Raw genomic sequence first — 15,012 nt, forward strand, 5'->3', positions numbered from 1 at the left:
GGTCCCGCCCTGACCCTGAATCTAGGCAAGCGCGGTCGAGCCCCGGTACAGCCCCGGCTGCCCCCGTGAGGAGCGGGGTTCCACCGGCATCGAGGGTCCTACGGGTTGAGTACCCAAGCCGATTCGTGGCGGGTGAATCCGATGTGCGGGTAGTAGTCGACCGCCGCGGGCGCGGACAGCAGCACGAGCTTGGCGTCCGGGGCCTCGCCTCGCGTGGCCTCGATCAGGGCGCGGCCGATGCCGGAGCGCTGGTGGTCCCGTACGACGGCGATGTCCGAGACGTAGGTGACGTAGGAGAAGTCGGAGACGGCGCGCACGATGCCGAGGAGCGTGCCCTCGTCGTCGCGGGCGACCAGCACGAGGTTGGCGTTCTCGACCATGGCCGCGAACCGGTCCCGGTCCCCGACCGGACGCCGCTCGCCGAGGCCCGAGGCCTGGTAGACGCCGAGGACCTCGTCCAGGTCGAGCGCGGCGCCGTCGACCCGGTCAATCTTCCAGCTCATGCAGCTTCTCCAATCGGGTGCGGATCACATCGTGGTGGGTGAGGAAGCGCTCGGGACCCAGTCCGGCCAGGTCGATGCCCTGCTTGGCCAGGGACGCGCCGAAGTGCTCGCCCGTGGCCAGGGTGTGGTTGGCCGCGGCCTGCACACTGCGGTAGGCGCGTTCGCGCTCCATGCCGTCGCCGAGGAGTTCGGCGAGGACCGAGGAACTGTAGACGAGGCCGTCGGTCTGGTCGACGTGCGCCCGCATCCGGTCGGCGTCGACGGTGAGCGAGGCCACCAAATCGGCGGCCTTGGTCACCTGGAAGTGGCCGACACAGAGGCTGTCCGGCAGGATCACCCGCTCCACGGACTGGTGGGCGAGGTCGCGTTCGTGCCAGAGCGCCACGTTCTCCAGTGCGGTGTCGGCGTAGCCGCGCAGCAGGCGGGCCAGTCCGCACAGGCGTTCGCTGGTGGTGGGGTTGCGCTTGTGCGGCATGGCGCTGGAGCCCTGGTAGGCGCCGGTGCGCGCCTCCTCGACCTCACGGACCTCGGTGCGCTGCAACAGCCTCAGCTCCAGGGCGATCTGTTCCACGCAGGCGCCCAGGGTGGCCACGGCCTGAAGGAGCTGGGCGTGCCGGTCTCGGGCGACGACCTGGCTGGGGGCGGGCTCGACGGCGAGGCCGAGGGCGGCGCAGACGTGCTCCTCGACGAGCGGGTCGATCAGCGCGTAGGTGCCGACGGAGCCGGAGACGGTACCGACGGCGACGGCCTCGCGGGCGGCGGCGAGCCGGCGCAGCGAGCGGTCCACGGCGAAGGCGTGTCCGGCGAGTTTGTGCCCGAAGCTGGTGGGCTCGGCGTGCATGCCGTGGGTGCGGCCCACCATCACGGTGTCCCAGTGCTCCAGGGCCCGTTCGGTCAGGACCCGGCGCAACCGCCGGGCGGCGTCGGTGAGCAGGTCCGTGGCGCGGGCCAGGGTGTGGCCGAGCGCGGTGTCGACGAGGTCGTAGCTGGTCATGCCGAGGTGCACCCACCGCGCGGAGGAGTCGGGGATGTCCTCGCAGTAGGCGGCGAGGAAGGAGAGCACCTCGTGGTCGCGTTCCCGCTCGATCTCGGCGACGCGCTCCGGGTCCGGGACACGGGCGCGGCGCATGTCCTCGACCGCCTCGTGCGGTACGCGGCCGAGGGCGGCCTGCGCCTCGGAGGCGAGGATCTCCACCCGCACCCAGGTGGCGTAGCGGGACCGGTCGGAGAAGAGGCCGGCCATCTCGGGCAGCGTGTAACGGGGAATCATGCGAGGCCTTCGTCGGGAGAACAGCGGCTGGGGACAGGGGCTCGGTGGAGGTCAGTAGGCACCGAAGTACTCACGCTGCTCCCACTCGGTGACCTGCCCGGGGGCGGGCGCCGCCTGCACGCGCCAGGCCTCGTAGCGGCGCAGCTCGCTCTCCTTGAGCTTGACCAGGCAGGCGGCGAGCGGCTCGCCGAGCAGCCGGGCGGCGCGGCCGGCGCGGAAGGCGTCGAGGGCCTCGCGCAGCTGCTGCGGCACCGGACCGGCGTCGTCGGCCCCCGCGGGCGCGGCCTGGGCGGTCAGGCCCTCCAGTCCCGCGAACAACTGCGCGGCGATGGTCAGGTACGGGTTGGCGCACGGCTCGCCGATCCGGTTCTCGATGTGCGCCCCGGCGCCGTGGCCGACGACGCGGAGCATCGCGCTGCGGTCCTCCTGGCTCCAGCCGAGCCGGGTGGGTGCGAGGGTGTGCTCGGCGGCGAGCCGCCGGTAGCCGTTGACGGTGGGCACCGAGAGCAGGAACAGCTCGCGCGCCCAGGACAGCAGCCCCTCGGCGTACGCCTTGCCCTGTGGGGACAATCCGCCGGAGGGGCCCTCGGTGCCGAACAGGTTGCCGCCCGAGGCGAGGTCCGTGACCGACTGGTTGAGGTGCCAGCCACTGGGGTCGGCGGCGTCGAGGAGCGGCTGCGACATGAAGGAGGCGTGGTGGCCGCGGCGGGCGCACCAGCTCTTGGTGACCGTGCGGAAGAGCAGCATCGCGTCGGCGGTGTCCAGCGCGGACATCGGGCTGAACGTCGTCTCGACCTGTCCGGGCCCGGACTCGTGCTCCATCGACCGCAGGGGCAGGCCGAGGGCGAGCAGGTGCAGGGCGAGCGGGTCGGTCAGGGGGGCGATGGTGTCGTAGTGGGCGTCGAGGTTGAACTGGTAGCCGGCGTTCAGGGCCGCCACGCGCGGTGCCCGGCCCTGGAGGCCGAAGCCGTTGCCGGTGTTGCCGGGCTCGTCGTCGAGGCGCCGGGTGAGGTACCACTCGACTTCCAGGCCGAGGAGGGGGGCGAGGCCGTGCTCGGTGTACCGGTCGACGACGCGGCGCAGCACGGCCCGCGAGGACAGCGGGTGCGGGCTGCCGTCGCGCAGGTACTCGTCGCCGATCACCCAGGCGGTGCGGGCGTCGCCGCCGGGCAGGGGCTGGAAGGTGAGCGGGTCGGGGACGAGGACGAAGTTCCCGGCGCCGGCGATCTCGTCGACGCCGATGCCGTGGTCGCCGAGGAAGTCGACGGCGACGGCGTGCCCGGTGTCGAAGACGAACGGGCCGGGGCTGAAGTTCATGCCGTTGCGCAGCACGGCGCGGAACGCCTCGGCGGTGAGGGTCTTGGAGCGGGCCAGTCCGTGCGGGTCGCCGAAGACGAGGCGGACGAAGTCGAATGCGGCGAGGCTCGCCTCGATCCGCTCGGCGGCGGCGGTCCGGGCTTCGTCCCACAGCCCGTGATCGGCCACGAACGAGGGCCGCCCGACGCTGCCCTCCGCGGCGGGCGAGGACCATGACCTGACGTACATGGGAACGTCCTTTCCACAGGGCGTGAGTTACCGGGCGGCCGCGGGCTCCAGGGCCCGCGCGGTGGGCGGCACCGGTGTGCCGAGGTCCGACTCCAGGCGCCCGGCGAGCGAGAGGACCAGGTCGTCCCCGCCGACGGGGCCGACCAGTTGCAGGCCCGCCGGCAGGCCGGAGCGGGTGAGTCCGGCGGGCAGCGACAGCGCGGGCTGGCCGGTCATGTTGAAGGGGTACGAGGCGGGCGCCCAGGCCAGCCACCGCAGGTCCCGCGGGTCGGCCGCCCAGGACGGGCCGATGGCGTCGGCGGCGAACGGCTCGACGGGCACGGTGGCCATGGCGAGGACGTCGTAGTGGTCCATGACGGTGCGCAGGGTGGTGCGCAGGCCCTGGCGGACCTCTTCGGCGCGGATCACGTCGGTGCCGCTGAGGGTGCGCCCGTACCGGATCACCTCGAGGCGGCCGGGGTCGGTCCACTCGTCGTCCTCGGGGCGGGCCCCGGCCGCCTCGCAGGCGGCGAGCAGGTCGACGAGTGCGGGGTACAGGTCGGTGCAGCGCAGCTCGACGTCCTCGACCAGGTGGCCCTGGCCCAGCAGGGCCAGGCGGGCCTGTTCGGTGACCTGGCGGACCTCGTCGGCGGTGCCGTCGTACTCGATCCAGCCGATCCTGAGCACCCGGTCGGCGCGCGGTGCGTCGAGGGAGCCGAGGCCGGAGTCGGGGTCGGCCGGGTGCGGGCCCGCCATGACCTGCCCGAGCAGCGCGGCGTCGGCCACGGTCCGGGCGAGGGGGCCCTGGTGGGCGAGCCGGTCGGCGCTGTTGGGGACGTACGGGATGCGGCCCAGGGTCGGCTTGTAGCCGACGACGCCGCAGAACGCCGCGGGAATCCGGATCGATCCGGCGCCGTCGGTGCCCAGGGAGGCGTCGCACAGGCCCGTGGCCACCGCGGCGGCGGCGCCGCCGCTGGAGCCGCCCGCGGTCAGGCGCGGGTCGTAGGGGTTGCGGGTGGGCGGGGCGACCCGGCCGACCGTCGAGGCGCTCCAACCGTACTCGGAGGTGGCGGTCTTGCCGACGACGACGGCTCCGGCGGCGCGCAGCCGGGCCACGGCGGGGGCGTCCTCGCGCGGCCGGTCGTTGGGCAGCAGCGAGCCGCGGACGGTGGGCAGGTCGCGGGTCTGCAACAGGTCCTTCACGGAGACGGTGACGCCGAGCAGCGGCAGGGTCCGCCAGGCGTCGGCGCCGAGTTCGCGGATCCGCGCGTCGGCGCGCCGCGCCGCTCGCAGCGCCTCCTCGCCCGCGACGGCGACGTACGCGTCGAGCGTGTCCCGCTCGCGAGCGGCGGTCAGGACGGCGGTCGTGTGCTCGACGGCGGACAGCTCGCCCCGCCGCAGGAGGTCCCTGGTGTGGCTGACGCCGCGGGCGGTCATCGGTCTCCCCTCAGGACGCTCGGCGGACCTGGCCGGCCAGCGAGTCCGAGCCCGCGGGTCCCCGGCCCGTGATGGCCGTCCAGTGCCAGCCGGAGTCGAACGCGGTGACCTCCAGCTCGGACCCGGCGGCGACCAGTTCGGCGGCGAGCGAGGTGGCGCGGGCGATGAAGGCCGACACCTGGTGCGCGGCGAGCAGGTCCTGCTCGTCGAACGGGTCACCGGCGCAGCGCAGCAGCCTGAGGTCCATGAAGCCGTCGAACCGGCGCCCGTCGACCTCGACGGCCTGCGGGGAGCGGAGGGAGAACCGCACGTTGTTGTTGACGTGCCCGTGATGGTGCTGGTCCGAGAAGAACGCGACGTCCGGGATGACGGGCGGGACGAAGTGGTCGCGGGCCACCACCTCGGGAACCCGCGGCAGGTTGCCGGCGACGAAGTGCCACGAGTTGTACTGCATCCGCGAGGACATCGCCCAGGCGGCGTCGGCGAGCGCGGCCTCGGAGCCGCCGAAGTGGGCGGCGGCCTCCGGGCGCGGCACCACACAGCAGAAGAAGTGGGTGATGTCCCAGTCGCAGATCTCCGCCCAGTTCTCGCCGCGCAGCGCGCGCACGAGGCCGGGCAGCGAGCGCATGCCGCGGCTCATCGCGAAGTCGGCGCCGAAGGCGGTGACGGTCGCGGCCACGCTCTCGTACACCAGGGACTCCAGGCCGGTTCCGAAGGCGCCGTGCGGCCGGGCGAGCCAGCCGGGCGCGGCGGCCAGCTCCCGGCCGAGGTCGGCGAGCGTGTCACCGGTCAGCGGCAGCCGCGTGCGCAGGTGCTCGGCGACGGCGTCCTGACGGGCGCGGGCGGCGGGACCGGGGGCGGCGGCCACGCGCTCCACCTTGTGCATCAGCGCCCCGTGGATCTCGCGGTAGAGCTGGGCGTCGCGGCCCACCGACCGCCGGCGCTCGCGCAGCGCGACGGCGAGCCGGTCGAGGTCGGCGACCCGGTGGGAGGCGGGGGCGGGCACCGGCTCGGCTCCGGGTACGGCGTTGTAGGCGCGACGCACCCGCTCCAGCGTGTACGCGACGTGGTCGAGGGTCAGCTGGGTGCCGTTGGCCTCCTCGACCCGGCCGAAGCCGGCCGAGCGGATGAGCAGCGTGAGGCAGACGACCAACTGGGCGTCCTGGTCCGACCAGAGGTCCAGCGGAAGGCCGTGCAGGGCGCTGAGCGCGCAGTCGGGGTGACCGGGCCACAGGGTCTTGCCGGTCAGTGTGTTGCGGCCGCGGAAGTTCGTGTACTGCGTGTCCTCCTGGTAGAGGACGAACGGGGCGGTGCGCAGGGCCGCCTCCCTGGCCTGGGCGACCAGCGCGTCGCGGCCCTCGGGGCCCTGCCCGGCGAGCCAGGCGCGGCAGTCGGCGACGGAGGCGGCGCGCCGCTCGCGGGCGCGGTCAAGTTCCCGCCGGTAGACGGCGAGGGCCGCGCGGCTCCACGGCACGCGGCGGACACCGCCGACCAGGTCACGGGGGTCGAGGGGGCGGGCATCGGGAGTGCGCACGACGATGCGGCCGCTGGTGGTGAGGCCGATCTCACCGCGGAAGGCGGGCGGTTCGCCGGGTCCACCGGGTTCGGCGCCGGGTTCCGTGGTCGCCGCCGCCCGTATCCCGGCCGCATCGGTGGACGCCTCGGCGCCGCCGTCGGCGTCGCGCCAGTCCAGTCCGCACAGCGCGGTGAGGGCGGCCTGCTCGGCGGAGTTCAGGGCACGCAGCTGGATGTCGCCGGGGACGTGTCCGTCGAGGGTGAGCAGCACGTCGAGGCTCGATCGCAGATCCCGGGCCTCGGCCGCGCGCTGCCAGACGCGTTTGAGCAGTCCGGGGAAGCCGGCGTCCGGTTCGCGGACGCGGTCCGGTGTGACCGTGCTCCCGGCGGGGAGGCCGAGCCGGCTGGGACGGCGGCTGATGCGCTTCCTCGCATGTACGGCGCGGCGGGACTCGTGGCGCCCTGCGGGATCCTTCATGCGGCACTCTCGGCGGTGAGTTCGACGTGGTTCCACATCGCGTCGTCGGTGGGGGTCCAGTCCTCGTCGACGTAGATGCAGTCGACCGGGCACTCCAGGACGCAGGCGGGACAGCCCGAGCAGAGTTCGGGGACGATCACCACGTCCAGGCCGCGGTCGAAGACCGCGCCGAACTCCGCGGGGCAGCCGCGCAGGCAGCTGTCGCAGGTGATGCACTCGGACGGCTCGATGCGCCGCGGCGGCTTCTTCCAGTTGTCGGCGCGCGAGCGTCGGGCGATGCGCTCGGCGCGCTCCGACAGCGCGGCAGACGAGGCAAGCTTCTTCACGGGATCGGCCCCCTCCGGGACTCTTCTCGGCCACGGCCGAGACGGACGGTCCCCATCGTCACCGGGCTCTCTCGACTGCCCCCGGAGCGCGGGTGGGGACCGGCTGGAGCTGCGCGGGCCGTGCCGGACCCCCGCCCGCGGCCCTGCCCGGCCCGCACGGCACGGGCGTGGCTCCAGCCGTCCGCGAGCGCGGCCCGTCCGCGCCACCGGATCCTCGGTGTCCGGGGCGTGCCCGGCGGTTGCCGGCCGCAGGCGCGCCGACCTGCCCGCCGCGGGCGGACCACCCGGCCGCTCGCCGCCCACCACGGAGGAACCCATGCCGCTGCCGCCCGCCCGTGTCGTCCGAGCCGTCGAAGGCGTGCGTACCGGTCTGCAGAGGCTGGCACGAAAGCTGGCCCCCGCACCGTTCTCGCTGCTCGAAATAGTCCAGGGCGCCATGCTCAGCCAGGCCGTCTACGCCGCCGCGGAGCTGCGCGTGGCCGAGGCGCTGCGCGACGGTCCGCTGCCCGTCGCACGGCTCGCCGGGAGGGTCGGCGCCCACCCGGAGACGCTGCACCGGCTGCTGCGGCTGCTCGCCTCGAACGGCATCTTCGCCGAGCGCGAGGACGGCGGCTTCGAACTGACGCCGATGGCTGAGGCGTTGCTGGAGGACGCGCCGATGTCGATGCGCGGCATCGCGGTGCTCATGGGACATCCGATCCACTGGGAGGACTGGTCGCACTTCGTCGACGCGGTGCGCTCCGGAGAGCCGAGCCTGCCGAAGCTGCGCGGCATGACGGCCTTCGAGTTCCTCGAGGCGAAGCCGGAGTACGGCGAGGTGTTCATGAAGGGCATGGGCGCCATGTCCGCCACCGAGACCGAGCCGATCCTGGCCGCGTACGACTTCTCCCGGTTCGGCACGGTCGTGGACTTCTGCGCCGGGCGCGGCGAACTGCTCGCGGGCATCCTGAGGAAGTCGCCGGGCGTGCGGGGGATCCTCGCCGACCCGCGGGTGGACGAGAACGGTGCGGCGGAGTACCTGACCGAGCAGCAGGTCGCCGACCGGTGCGAGGTGGTGGCCGCCGACCTGTTCGGGCCGGTGCCCGAGGGCGGGGACGCCTACGTCCTCAAGCACATCGTGCACGACTGGCCCGAGGAGAAGGCCCTGGAGATCCTGCGCAACGTCCGGGCCGCGATGCGGCCGGGCGGGCGCCTGCTGCTGATGGAGATGGTCGTGCCGGACAAGCCGAACGCCGCGCACGCCTCGAAGCTGGTCGACCTGTGGCTGATGCTGCTCGTGGGCGGCAAGGAGCGCACGGCCGGGCAGTACGCGCGGCTGCTGGCCGAGGCGGGCTTCCGGCTGGAGCGGGTCGTGGAGACCGCGGGGGCGATCTCGGTCGTGGAGGCGAGTGTCCGGTAGCGGCCTGAGCGCCGACGAGGGGCGCCGCCCGGTGGTCCGGGCGGCGCCCCTCGTCGCGTACGTCCGTCGCCGGTACGCCGGTCAGTCCTCGGCGGGTGCGCCGAACCAGCGGGCGAGGGCGGGGCCGAGGCCGTCGGCGCCGCCGTCTCCGGTCCAGGCGACGTGGCCGTCGGGGCGGACCAGCACCGCCTCGGCGCCCGCGAAGACCGCGCCGCGGTCGGACGGGGAGGCGGTGGCCGTGACGACGTCGACGCGGCCGGACCAGGCCGCCGCGGCCTCGCGCACGCGGGCGTCGTCGGCGAGGTCGAGCAGCAGACCGCGGCCGGCGTGCAGCAGCCGGAAGGTGTCGGTCTCGCCGTCGGGGCCGGTCAGCGGGAGCCTGGCCAGGCGGCGCCCGAGCAGCGGGTGGGCGGCGGCGCCGTCCCCGCCGATGTCGTAGCGGATGTCGAGGTGGGAGACGACGCCCGCGAGGTGGCGGCGGACCACGTCGTAGCCGGTGAGTTCGGTGATGATCCCGCGCAGCGGTTCGGCCTGGTCGCCGCCGAGGAAGACCATGCCCTGGGCACGGGTGTTCATCAGCAGGCGGCGGCCCACCGGGTGGCGTTCGGCGTGGTAGGTGTCGAGGAGGGCGTCGCCGGCGCGGCCGGTGACGACGGCGGCGAGCTTCCAGCCGAGGTTGGCGGCGTCCTGCACGCCGGTGCTCAGGCCCTGGCCGCCGGCGGGCAGGTGGATGTGGGCGGCGTCACCGGCGAGCAGCACCCGGCCGCGCCGGTACTCGGCGGCCTGGCGGGTGGCGTCGCTGAAGAAGCTGACCCATTCGGCGCCGCCGCCGCTGATGTCCTCGCCGGTGATGTGTTCCCACGCCTTGGCGACCTCCTCGAAGGTGACGGTGTCGTCGGCGCTGCGGGCGGCGGCGCCGTGCGGGCAGACGATGATGCGGTGCACGCCCTCCTTGAGGGGGGCGGCCATCACCATGCCGTTGGGCAGGGTCTCACCGAGGTAGCGGGGCTTGAGGTCGAGGCCGGTGATGTCGGCGAGGAACATGGCGCGGGTCGCCTCGGTGCCGGGGAAGCCGATCCCGGCGAGCTTGCGCACCGTGCTCTTGCCGCCGTCGCAGCCGACCAGGTAGCGGGCGCGCATACGCCGTACGCCGTCCGGGGTGCCGACGGTGACCTCGGCGTGGTCGCCGTCCAGGAAGCCGTCGGCGAGGGCGAGGACCTCGTGTCCGCGACGGATGTCGGCGCCGAGGTCGGAGGCCCACTCGGCGAGGACCGCCTCGGTCTGGCTCTGCGGGATGCCGCGGGCGCCGAAGTGGGCGCCCTCGAGGGCGGTGAAGTCGAACTGGACGCCGCCGAAGTGGCCGACTGCGCTGACCTCCAGGCTCTCGCCCTGCCCGAAGCGGGGGAGGATCCCGCGCTGGTCGAACACCTCCATGGCGCGAGCGGTGAAGCCGAGACCGCGGGACTGGCCGGTGGGCTCGGCCAGCTTGTCGATGACGATCACCTCGGCCCCGCCCAGGCGGAGTTCACCCGCGAGCATCAGTCCGGTCGGACCTGCGCCTACGACGATGACGTCGGCGTCCATCGTGGTGTCCTGCATGTCGTGGAATCCCTCTCAGTCATCAATGGTCCGTGCTCGGTGGAGGCGGGGTGGCGAGGCCGGAGCGGTCGCGCGGGCGGGGAGCGGCGTCTCAGCGGGAGCCGAACCACCGTCCGACGGCCTCGGCGAGCCCGTGCCCGTCCCGCCCGCCCGCCCAGGCGACGTAGCCGTCGGGCCGGACCAGGACGGCGGACGTGCCGTCGAGGGGCGAGCCGGGTGCCGCCTCGGCGGTGACCGTGTCGATGCGGTCGGCCGGGGCGGCGTCGACGCGCGGCGGTGGCCCGCCCAGTCCCAGGAGCAGCCCGCGTCCGGAGCGCAGCAGGTCTGCCGCGGTGCAGACGAATTCGCCGGTGCGGAGCCCGACGTGCGGCAGGCGGGCCCCGCGCAGCGGATGCTCGGGACCGCCGACGTCGTAGCGGACATCGAGGCCGCTGATCATTCCGGCGAGGTGCGCGCGCAGGTCCTCGTACGCGATGAGTTCGGCGAGGACCGTGCGCAGCGGCTCGACCTCGGGGCCGCCCAGGAGCAGCAGGGCCTGGGCGCGGATGTTGCCGAGGACGGCCGCGCCCACTGCCGCGCGTTCGGTGTCGTAGCTGTCCAGGAGTCCGGCGGGGGCGGTGCCGTCGACGGCGGCGGCGAGCTTCCAGCCGAGGTTGTAGGCGTCCTGGAGGCCGAGGTTGAGAGCCTGACCGCCGATGGGTGTCTGACGGTGGGCGGCGTCTCCGGCGAACAGCACCCGGCCGTGCCGGTAGCGGGTCAGGCACCGGTTCTCGTCGTCGAAGTGGTTGACCCACAGCGGCGTGCCGCCGGTGATGTCCTCGCCGGTCACCCGCTTCCACGCGGCGGCGATCTCGTCGTAGTGCGGGTCGCCGGCGCGGTCGCGGGCCGCGGCGCCGAACTCGTGCACCATCACCCGGGTCACGCCTGCCGGGTTGCGGGCGGCGATGGCGAGGCCGCCGGGGAGCCGCTCGAAGCGCCGGTTCGGGATGTCGAGGCCCTCGACGTCGGCGCGCAACAGCTCGCGGGCGGCCGGCGTGCCGGGGAAGTCGGCTCCGGTCAGGCCGCGCACCGTGGAGTCCTGGCCGTCGCAGGCGACGAGGTAGTCGGCGCGCAGCGTGACGCGGGCGCCGTGGCGGCTGGTGGCGGCGGCCTCGACGTGGGAGCCCCGGTCGTCCACGGCGTGCAGGGTGTGTCCGCATCGGAGGTCGGCGCCGAGACCGAGGGCCCACTCCTCCAGGACGGACTCGGTCTTGGTCTGCGGGACCTTCCACTGGCCGGGGTAGGGGCCGGGCAGGGTCAGGTCGAGGGGGATGCCGCCGAAGTGGCCGCGCGGCTCGCACGGCGGGTTGCCGAGGTCCGCGAGCAGGCCGCGGCTGTCGAGCAGCTCCATGGTGCGCGCGTGCAGCGTGGAGGCGCGGGACTCCGTGGTCGGGCCGTGGCGCCGCTCGACGAGCGTCACCTGGATGCCGCGCAGGGCCAGTTCACCGGCGAGGAGCAGGCCGACGGGGCCCGCTCCGACGACGATCACCTGGGTGTCGACCGTCTCTGCGGGCCCGGTGGGCGGCATCCGGTCCTCGGAGTGCGGGACGGCGGCCATGTCAGCGGTTCCGCTCCGCGTACTCCTTGGCGTGGCCGAGGGTGGCGAGGCTGTTGGTGCTCAGCGCGCTCTGCACGTAGGCGCGGGCGTCGGCGACGGTGGCCTCGGGGCCGAGGATCCTGGCGATGTTCTCGGTGTTGAGGGTGACGGTGTGCTGGGAGCTGGCCGTCGCGCCGGAGTCGTCGGTCTCCTCGAAGGTCCACACACCGGTGTGCAGGGTCATCAGCGCCGGCAGTGTGACCTGCTTGTAGGCGATGCGGTGGTGGCCGAGGACGACCCGGTAGGACTTGGTGGTGTGCGTCGAGCCGTCCTTGGCCCGGGTGTCCATCTCCAGCTCCTGGAGGCCGGGGGTGTCCTCGGCGAAGCGGACGCGGGCCACGTGCGGGAGCCGCTCGGGCCACAGCCCGGCCTCGTTGACGAAGGCGAAGGCGTCCTTGGCCGAGCCCTCGATCCGCACGGTGTCGGTGAAGGAGAAGGTCAGCTCCTGCGTCTCGGCGGCGTGGACCCGCTCGACGTTCTCCTTCAGCGCGCCGAGTTCGCTGGTGCTGTTGCGGTCCACGGCCCGCTCGATCCACAGCAGGTCGTGCGGGTCGTCGTCGACGGCCCGGTAGTCGTGCAGGAGACGGACGCGGGAGGTGCCCTCGTCGAGGGGCTCGACGATCCAGGTTCCGCCCATGGCGGCGACCGGCGGTGCCGGCACCTCCTGGCGGAAGGTGATGCGCAGGGCCTCGGGGTCGAGGGTGCGGCGCGAGGTCCACGTCTTGGGCTCGCCGTTGGCGGTGGCCCAGATGCGGATGCGCTCCTCGTTCGCGCCGGTCTCCTCCCGGTCGACGTAGATGGTGGGCGGGAAGATCCGCGGCCAGTTGGTCACCTCGGCGAGGAGGCGGTAGACGGCGGCGGCGGGCGCGCTGATGGTGATCTCGTGCTCGACCTCACGAGTCGTCATGACGGCTTCTCCTCGGTGGTACCGGCTGTGCGGAGGGCAGGGAGCGGAGCTCCGGCGGGACGGGCGGATCTAGAAGTTGCCGAGACCGCCGCAGACGTTGAGGGCCTGGGACGTGATGGACGCGGCGGTGTCGGAGGCCAGGTAGCCGACCAGGCCGGCGACCTCCTGCGGGGTGGAGTAGCGGCCGAGCGGAATCTTGGCCTGGAACTTCTTGAGGATCTCGTCCTCGGTGGTGTCGTAGGCCGACGCGTAGCCCTGCCGCACCCGCTGGGCCATCGGCGTCTCGACGTAGCCGGGGCAGACGGCGTTGACGGTGATGCCGGTCGGGGCCAGCTCGTTGCCGAGCGCCTTGGTGAAGCCGACGACGCCGTGCTTGGACGCCGAGTAGGGGGCGCCGAGGACGACGCCCTGCTTGCCCGCGGTGGAGGCGATGTTGATGATCCGGCCGCGGTCCTTGGCACGCATGCCGCCGGTGGTCAGCACCTCGCGGGTCATCCGGAAGACGCTGTTGAGGTTGGTCTCGATGACGTCGTCCCACAGCTCGTCGGTGATGTCCGCGGTGGGGCCGCCGCCGGAGCGCCCGGCGTTGTTGACGAGCACGTCGACGGTGCCGAACACGGCGACGGCACTGCGCACGAACTCCTTGACGGAGTCGGCGTCGCGGACGTCCAGCCGGCGGCCGTCGACGTCCAGGCCGTCGGCGCGCAGCGCCTTGGCGGTGAGTTCGACGTCGTCGGCGTTGCGCGCGCCGATGAAGACGCGATGGCCCTGCTGGGCCAGCAGGCGGGCGACCTCCAGGCCGATGCCGCTGGTCGCGCCGGTGACGAGGGCGACCCTCCCGGTGGTGTCGGACATGGATGTGCTCCCCTCAGGCGGCCTGGGCGCCGGCCAGGCGCAGCTGGGCGTTGACGGCTTCGATCAGGTCGCGCGGCGCGAGTTCGTCGCTGAGGTCGTCGTCGTCCAGGACGATGCCGTACTCGCGCTCGATGCGGCCGCCGGTCTCCAGCAGGGCGATGGACTCGTAGCCGAGCACCTCGAACGCGGTGTCCATGATGTCTCCGCCGAGGTCGATGTTCTCGTCCGCGCCCGCGGCCTCGAGAAGGATCCGCCTGAGGTCGTCGAGGGTGAACTGGATGCTGGCCATGGGTACTTCCTTCGGTCTCGGGGCTGGTGCCCCAGCTGATCTGTTTCGTGGGTCGCGGGCACAGTGACCTGGTGTGCCGGCGGGACGGCGCGCCGCTCGCTCAGTCGGACGCCTCCCACCGGTAGAAGCGCTGTGCCATGGCGTCGGCCGGGGAACGCCAGGTCGCGGGGTCGTAGGGGTCGATGAACGGTTTCAGGTCGTCGCTGATCCTCACGAAGCGCGGGTCGTCCTTGGCGCGCTGGATCAGCTCGCCGCCGTTGTCCTCGTCGAAGTCCTGAAGGTGGAAATACAGGCCGTTGAAGGCGAACAGCTGGCGCCGCCGGGTGCCCATGCGGTGCGGCATGTCCGTGGCGTCGAACTCGGAGAACAGCCTGGCGACGTCCGCACTCGAACCGGGCGCCATGCGGGCCACGATCAGCGTGCTGTGCATAGGGTCTCGCTCCTTGGCAGGGGTCCGGTGTATCGCGAAGGGCGCATCCGCACCGTCGGCTCGGTCGCCGGAGGCCGGGCGGGCCGCTGGGCGCCCGCCCGGTGAGGGGCGCGGGGACTACTCGCCCGCGGCGCGGGTGTGCACCACGCGGTAGGTGTTGGCGTCGCTCTCGATCGTCAGCTCGGCGATGCGCTCGTCGTTGGCGCGGCGGGGCTCCGGCCTGCGCTCGTGGGGCAGGCCGCGGAAGGCGTCGTAGCTCTCCTTGCTGTCCCACTGCGAGTACACGACGGCGAAGGCGCCCTCGACGAACATGGCGCGCAGGCCCTTGAAGACGCAGTGCGAGCGGTAGCCGGGAACGTCCACCAGCCAGTGCTGGCCTTCGCCCAGGAGCTTGATCAAGTCGGCCTGGTCGGCCTCGGCGACCCGGTGGACCTCGATGGCGGTGTAGTCGTCGCGGTCCGGCGAGACCTCGACACGGCCGCCGAGAGCGGGGTGGGTCTGGGTGAAGACGATCTCGTTCTGAAGCAGCCGGATCGCCGTGGTGATCTCCCGGAAGACGGGCAGCGTGCGGTGCTTGAACTCCTCACCGGCGTACCGCTTCTCCAGGTCCTCGCCGCTGCGCCACTGGATGAGGTTGGCGGTGCCGGGGCTGTCCTGCCCGGCGTGCACCGTGGAGGAGATCCATCCCTCGTAGGTCGCCGCGTCGACGATCTTGCCCATCTCGGTGAGCAGCTGGTCCTGGTGCTCGGGGGTGTCGGTCGTGAACAGGTTGAGGACGGTCAGGTAGTTGTCCTCGGTGGAGATGATCGGCATGGTTCCTTCGCTTCCTCGGAGAAAGTGACGA

Annotated in this window: 14 protein-coding genes; 1 reads left to right on the forward strand and 13 read right to left on the reverse strand. The window is 73.3% G+C overall.

All coding sequences use genetic code 11. The features are described from left to right. Positions 1 to 98: 98 nt before the first annotated feature. From ACZ5Y0_RS31765 to ACZ5Y0_RS31790, 6 genes are read right to left on the reverse strand one after another with little or no spacing between them, the layout of a single operon-like run. Complete coding sequence (locus ACZ5Y0_RS31765) at positions 99 to 503, reverse strand: GNAT family N-acetyltransferase (RefSeq protein WP_469132126.1); 405 nt, start codon at positions 501 to 503, stop codon at positions 99 to 101. Beyond that, on the reverse strand, positions 487 to 1,773 hold the full coding sequence (purB, locus tag ACZ5Y0_RS31770; protein ID WP_469132127.1) for an adenylosuccinate lyase: 1,287 nt from the start codon (positions 1,771 to 1,773) through the stop codon (positions 487 to 489). The genes ACZ5Y0_RS31765 and purB overlap by 17 nt, the downstream gene beginning before the upstream one ends. 51 nt (positions 1,774 to 1,824) lie before the next feature. Beyond that, positions 1,825 to 3,318, reverse strand: a complete 1,494-nt coding sequence (locus ACZ5Y0_RS31775; RefSeq protein WP_469132128.1) for a type I glutamate--ammonia ligase — start codon at positions 3,316 to 3,318, stop codon at positions 1,825 to 1,827. Between the two features lie 27 nt (positions 3,319 to 3,345). Beyond that, positions 3,346 to 4,734, reverse strand: a complete 1,389-nt coding sequence (locus ACZ5Y0_RS31780) for an amidase (RefSeq protein WP_469132129.1) — start codon at positions 4,732 to 4,734, stop codon at positions 3,346 to 3,348. Positions 4,735 to 4,744: 10 nt separating this feature from the next. Then, positions 4,745 to 6,727, reverse strand: coding sequence for a hypothetical protein (locus tag ACZ5Y0_RS31785; RefSeq protein WP_469132130.1), 1,983 nt, complete (start codon positions 6,725 to 6,727; stop codon positions 4,745 to 4,747). After that, on the reverse strand, positions 6,724 to 7,053 hold the full coding sequence (locus tag ACZ5Y0_RS31790; protein WP_467520432.1) for a 4Fe-4S dicluster domain-containing protein: 330 nt from the start codon (positions 7,051 to 7,053) through the stop codon (positions 6,724 to 6,726). Before ACZ5Y0_RS31790 ends, ACZ5Y0_RS31785 begins: the two co-directional genes overlap by 4 nt. A gap of 316 nt (positions 7,054 to 7,369) precedes the next feature. Here ACZ5Y0_RS31790 and ACZ5Y0_RS31795 point away from each other — a divergent pair, with 316 nt between their 5' ends. After that, entirely contained in the window at positions 7,370 to 8,452 is a 1,083-nt protein-coding gene (locus ACZ5Y0_RS31795) for a methyltransferase (RefSeq protein ID WP_469132131.1), read from the forward strand. Between the two features lie 81 nt (positions 8,453 to 8,533). Here the strand turns inward: ACZ5Y0_RS31795 and ACZ5Y0_RS31800 are convergent, their stop codons facing one another. The 7 genes from ACZ5Y0_RS31800 to ACZ5Y0_RS31830 form a co-directional block, all read right to left on the reverse strand. After that, complete coding sequence (locus tag ACZ5Y0_RS31800; protein WP_469132152.1) at positions 8,534 to 10,036, reverse strand: FAD-dependent monooxygenase; 1,503 nt, start codon at positions 10,034 to 10,036, stop codon at positions 8,534 to 8,536. Between the two features lie 106 nt (positions 10,037 to 10,142). Continuing rightward, complete coding sequence (locus ACZ5Y0_RS31805) at positions 10,143 to 11,648, reverse strand: FAD-dependent oxidoreductase (RefSeq protein ID WP_469132132.1); 1,506 nt, start codon at positions 11,646 to 11,648, stop codon at positions 10,143 to 10,145. Between the two features lies 1 nt (position 11,649). Then, complete coding sequence (locus ACZ5Y0_RS31810; RefSeq protein ID WP_469132133.1) at positions 11,650 to 12,594, reverse strand: aromatase/cyclase; 945 nt, start codon at positions 12,592 to 12,594, stop codon at positions 11,650 to 11,652. Between the two features lie 69 nt (positions 12,595 to 12,663). Next, positions 12,664 to 13,449: a 3-oxoacyl-ACP reductase FabG gene (fabG, locus tag ACZ5Y0_RS31815; protein WP_469132134.1), complete on the reverse strand. Its 786-nt coding sequence runs from the start codon at positions 13,447 to 13,449 to the stop codon at positions 12,664 to 12,666. Positions 13,450 to 13,462: 13 nt separating this feature from the next. Next, entirely contained in the window at positions 13,463 to 13,738 is a 276-nt protein-coding gene (locus ACZ5Y0_RS31820) for a phosphopantetheine-binding protein (protein WP_469132135.1), read from the reverse strand. A gap of 100 nt (positions 13,739 to 13,838) precedes the next feature. After that, positions 13,839 to 14,168: a TcmI family type II polyketide cyclase gene (locus tag ACZ5Y0_RS31825; RefSeq protein WP_469132136.1), complete on the reverse strand. Its 330-nt coding sequence runs from the start codon at positions 14,166 to 14,168 to the stop codon at positions 13,839 to 13,841. A 117-nt stretch (positions 14,169 to 14,285) separates the two neighbouring features. Then, positions 14,286 to 14,981, reverse strand: coding sequence for an antibiotic biosynthesis monooxygenase family protein (locus tag ACZ5Y0_RS31830; protein ID WP_469132137.1), 696 nt, complete (start codon positions 14,979 to 14,981; stop codon positions 14,286 to 14,288). Positions 14,982 to 15,012: the final 31 nt, after the last annotated feature.

The sequence above is a fragment of the Streptomyces sp. NPDC033216 genome (assembly GCF_055577115.1).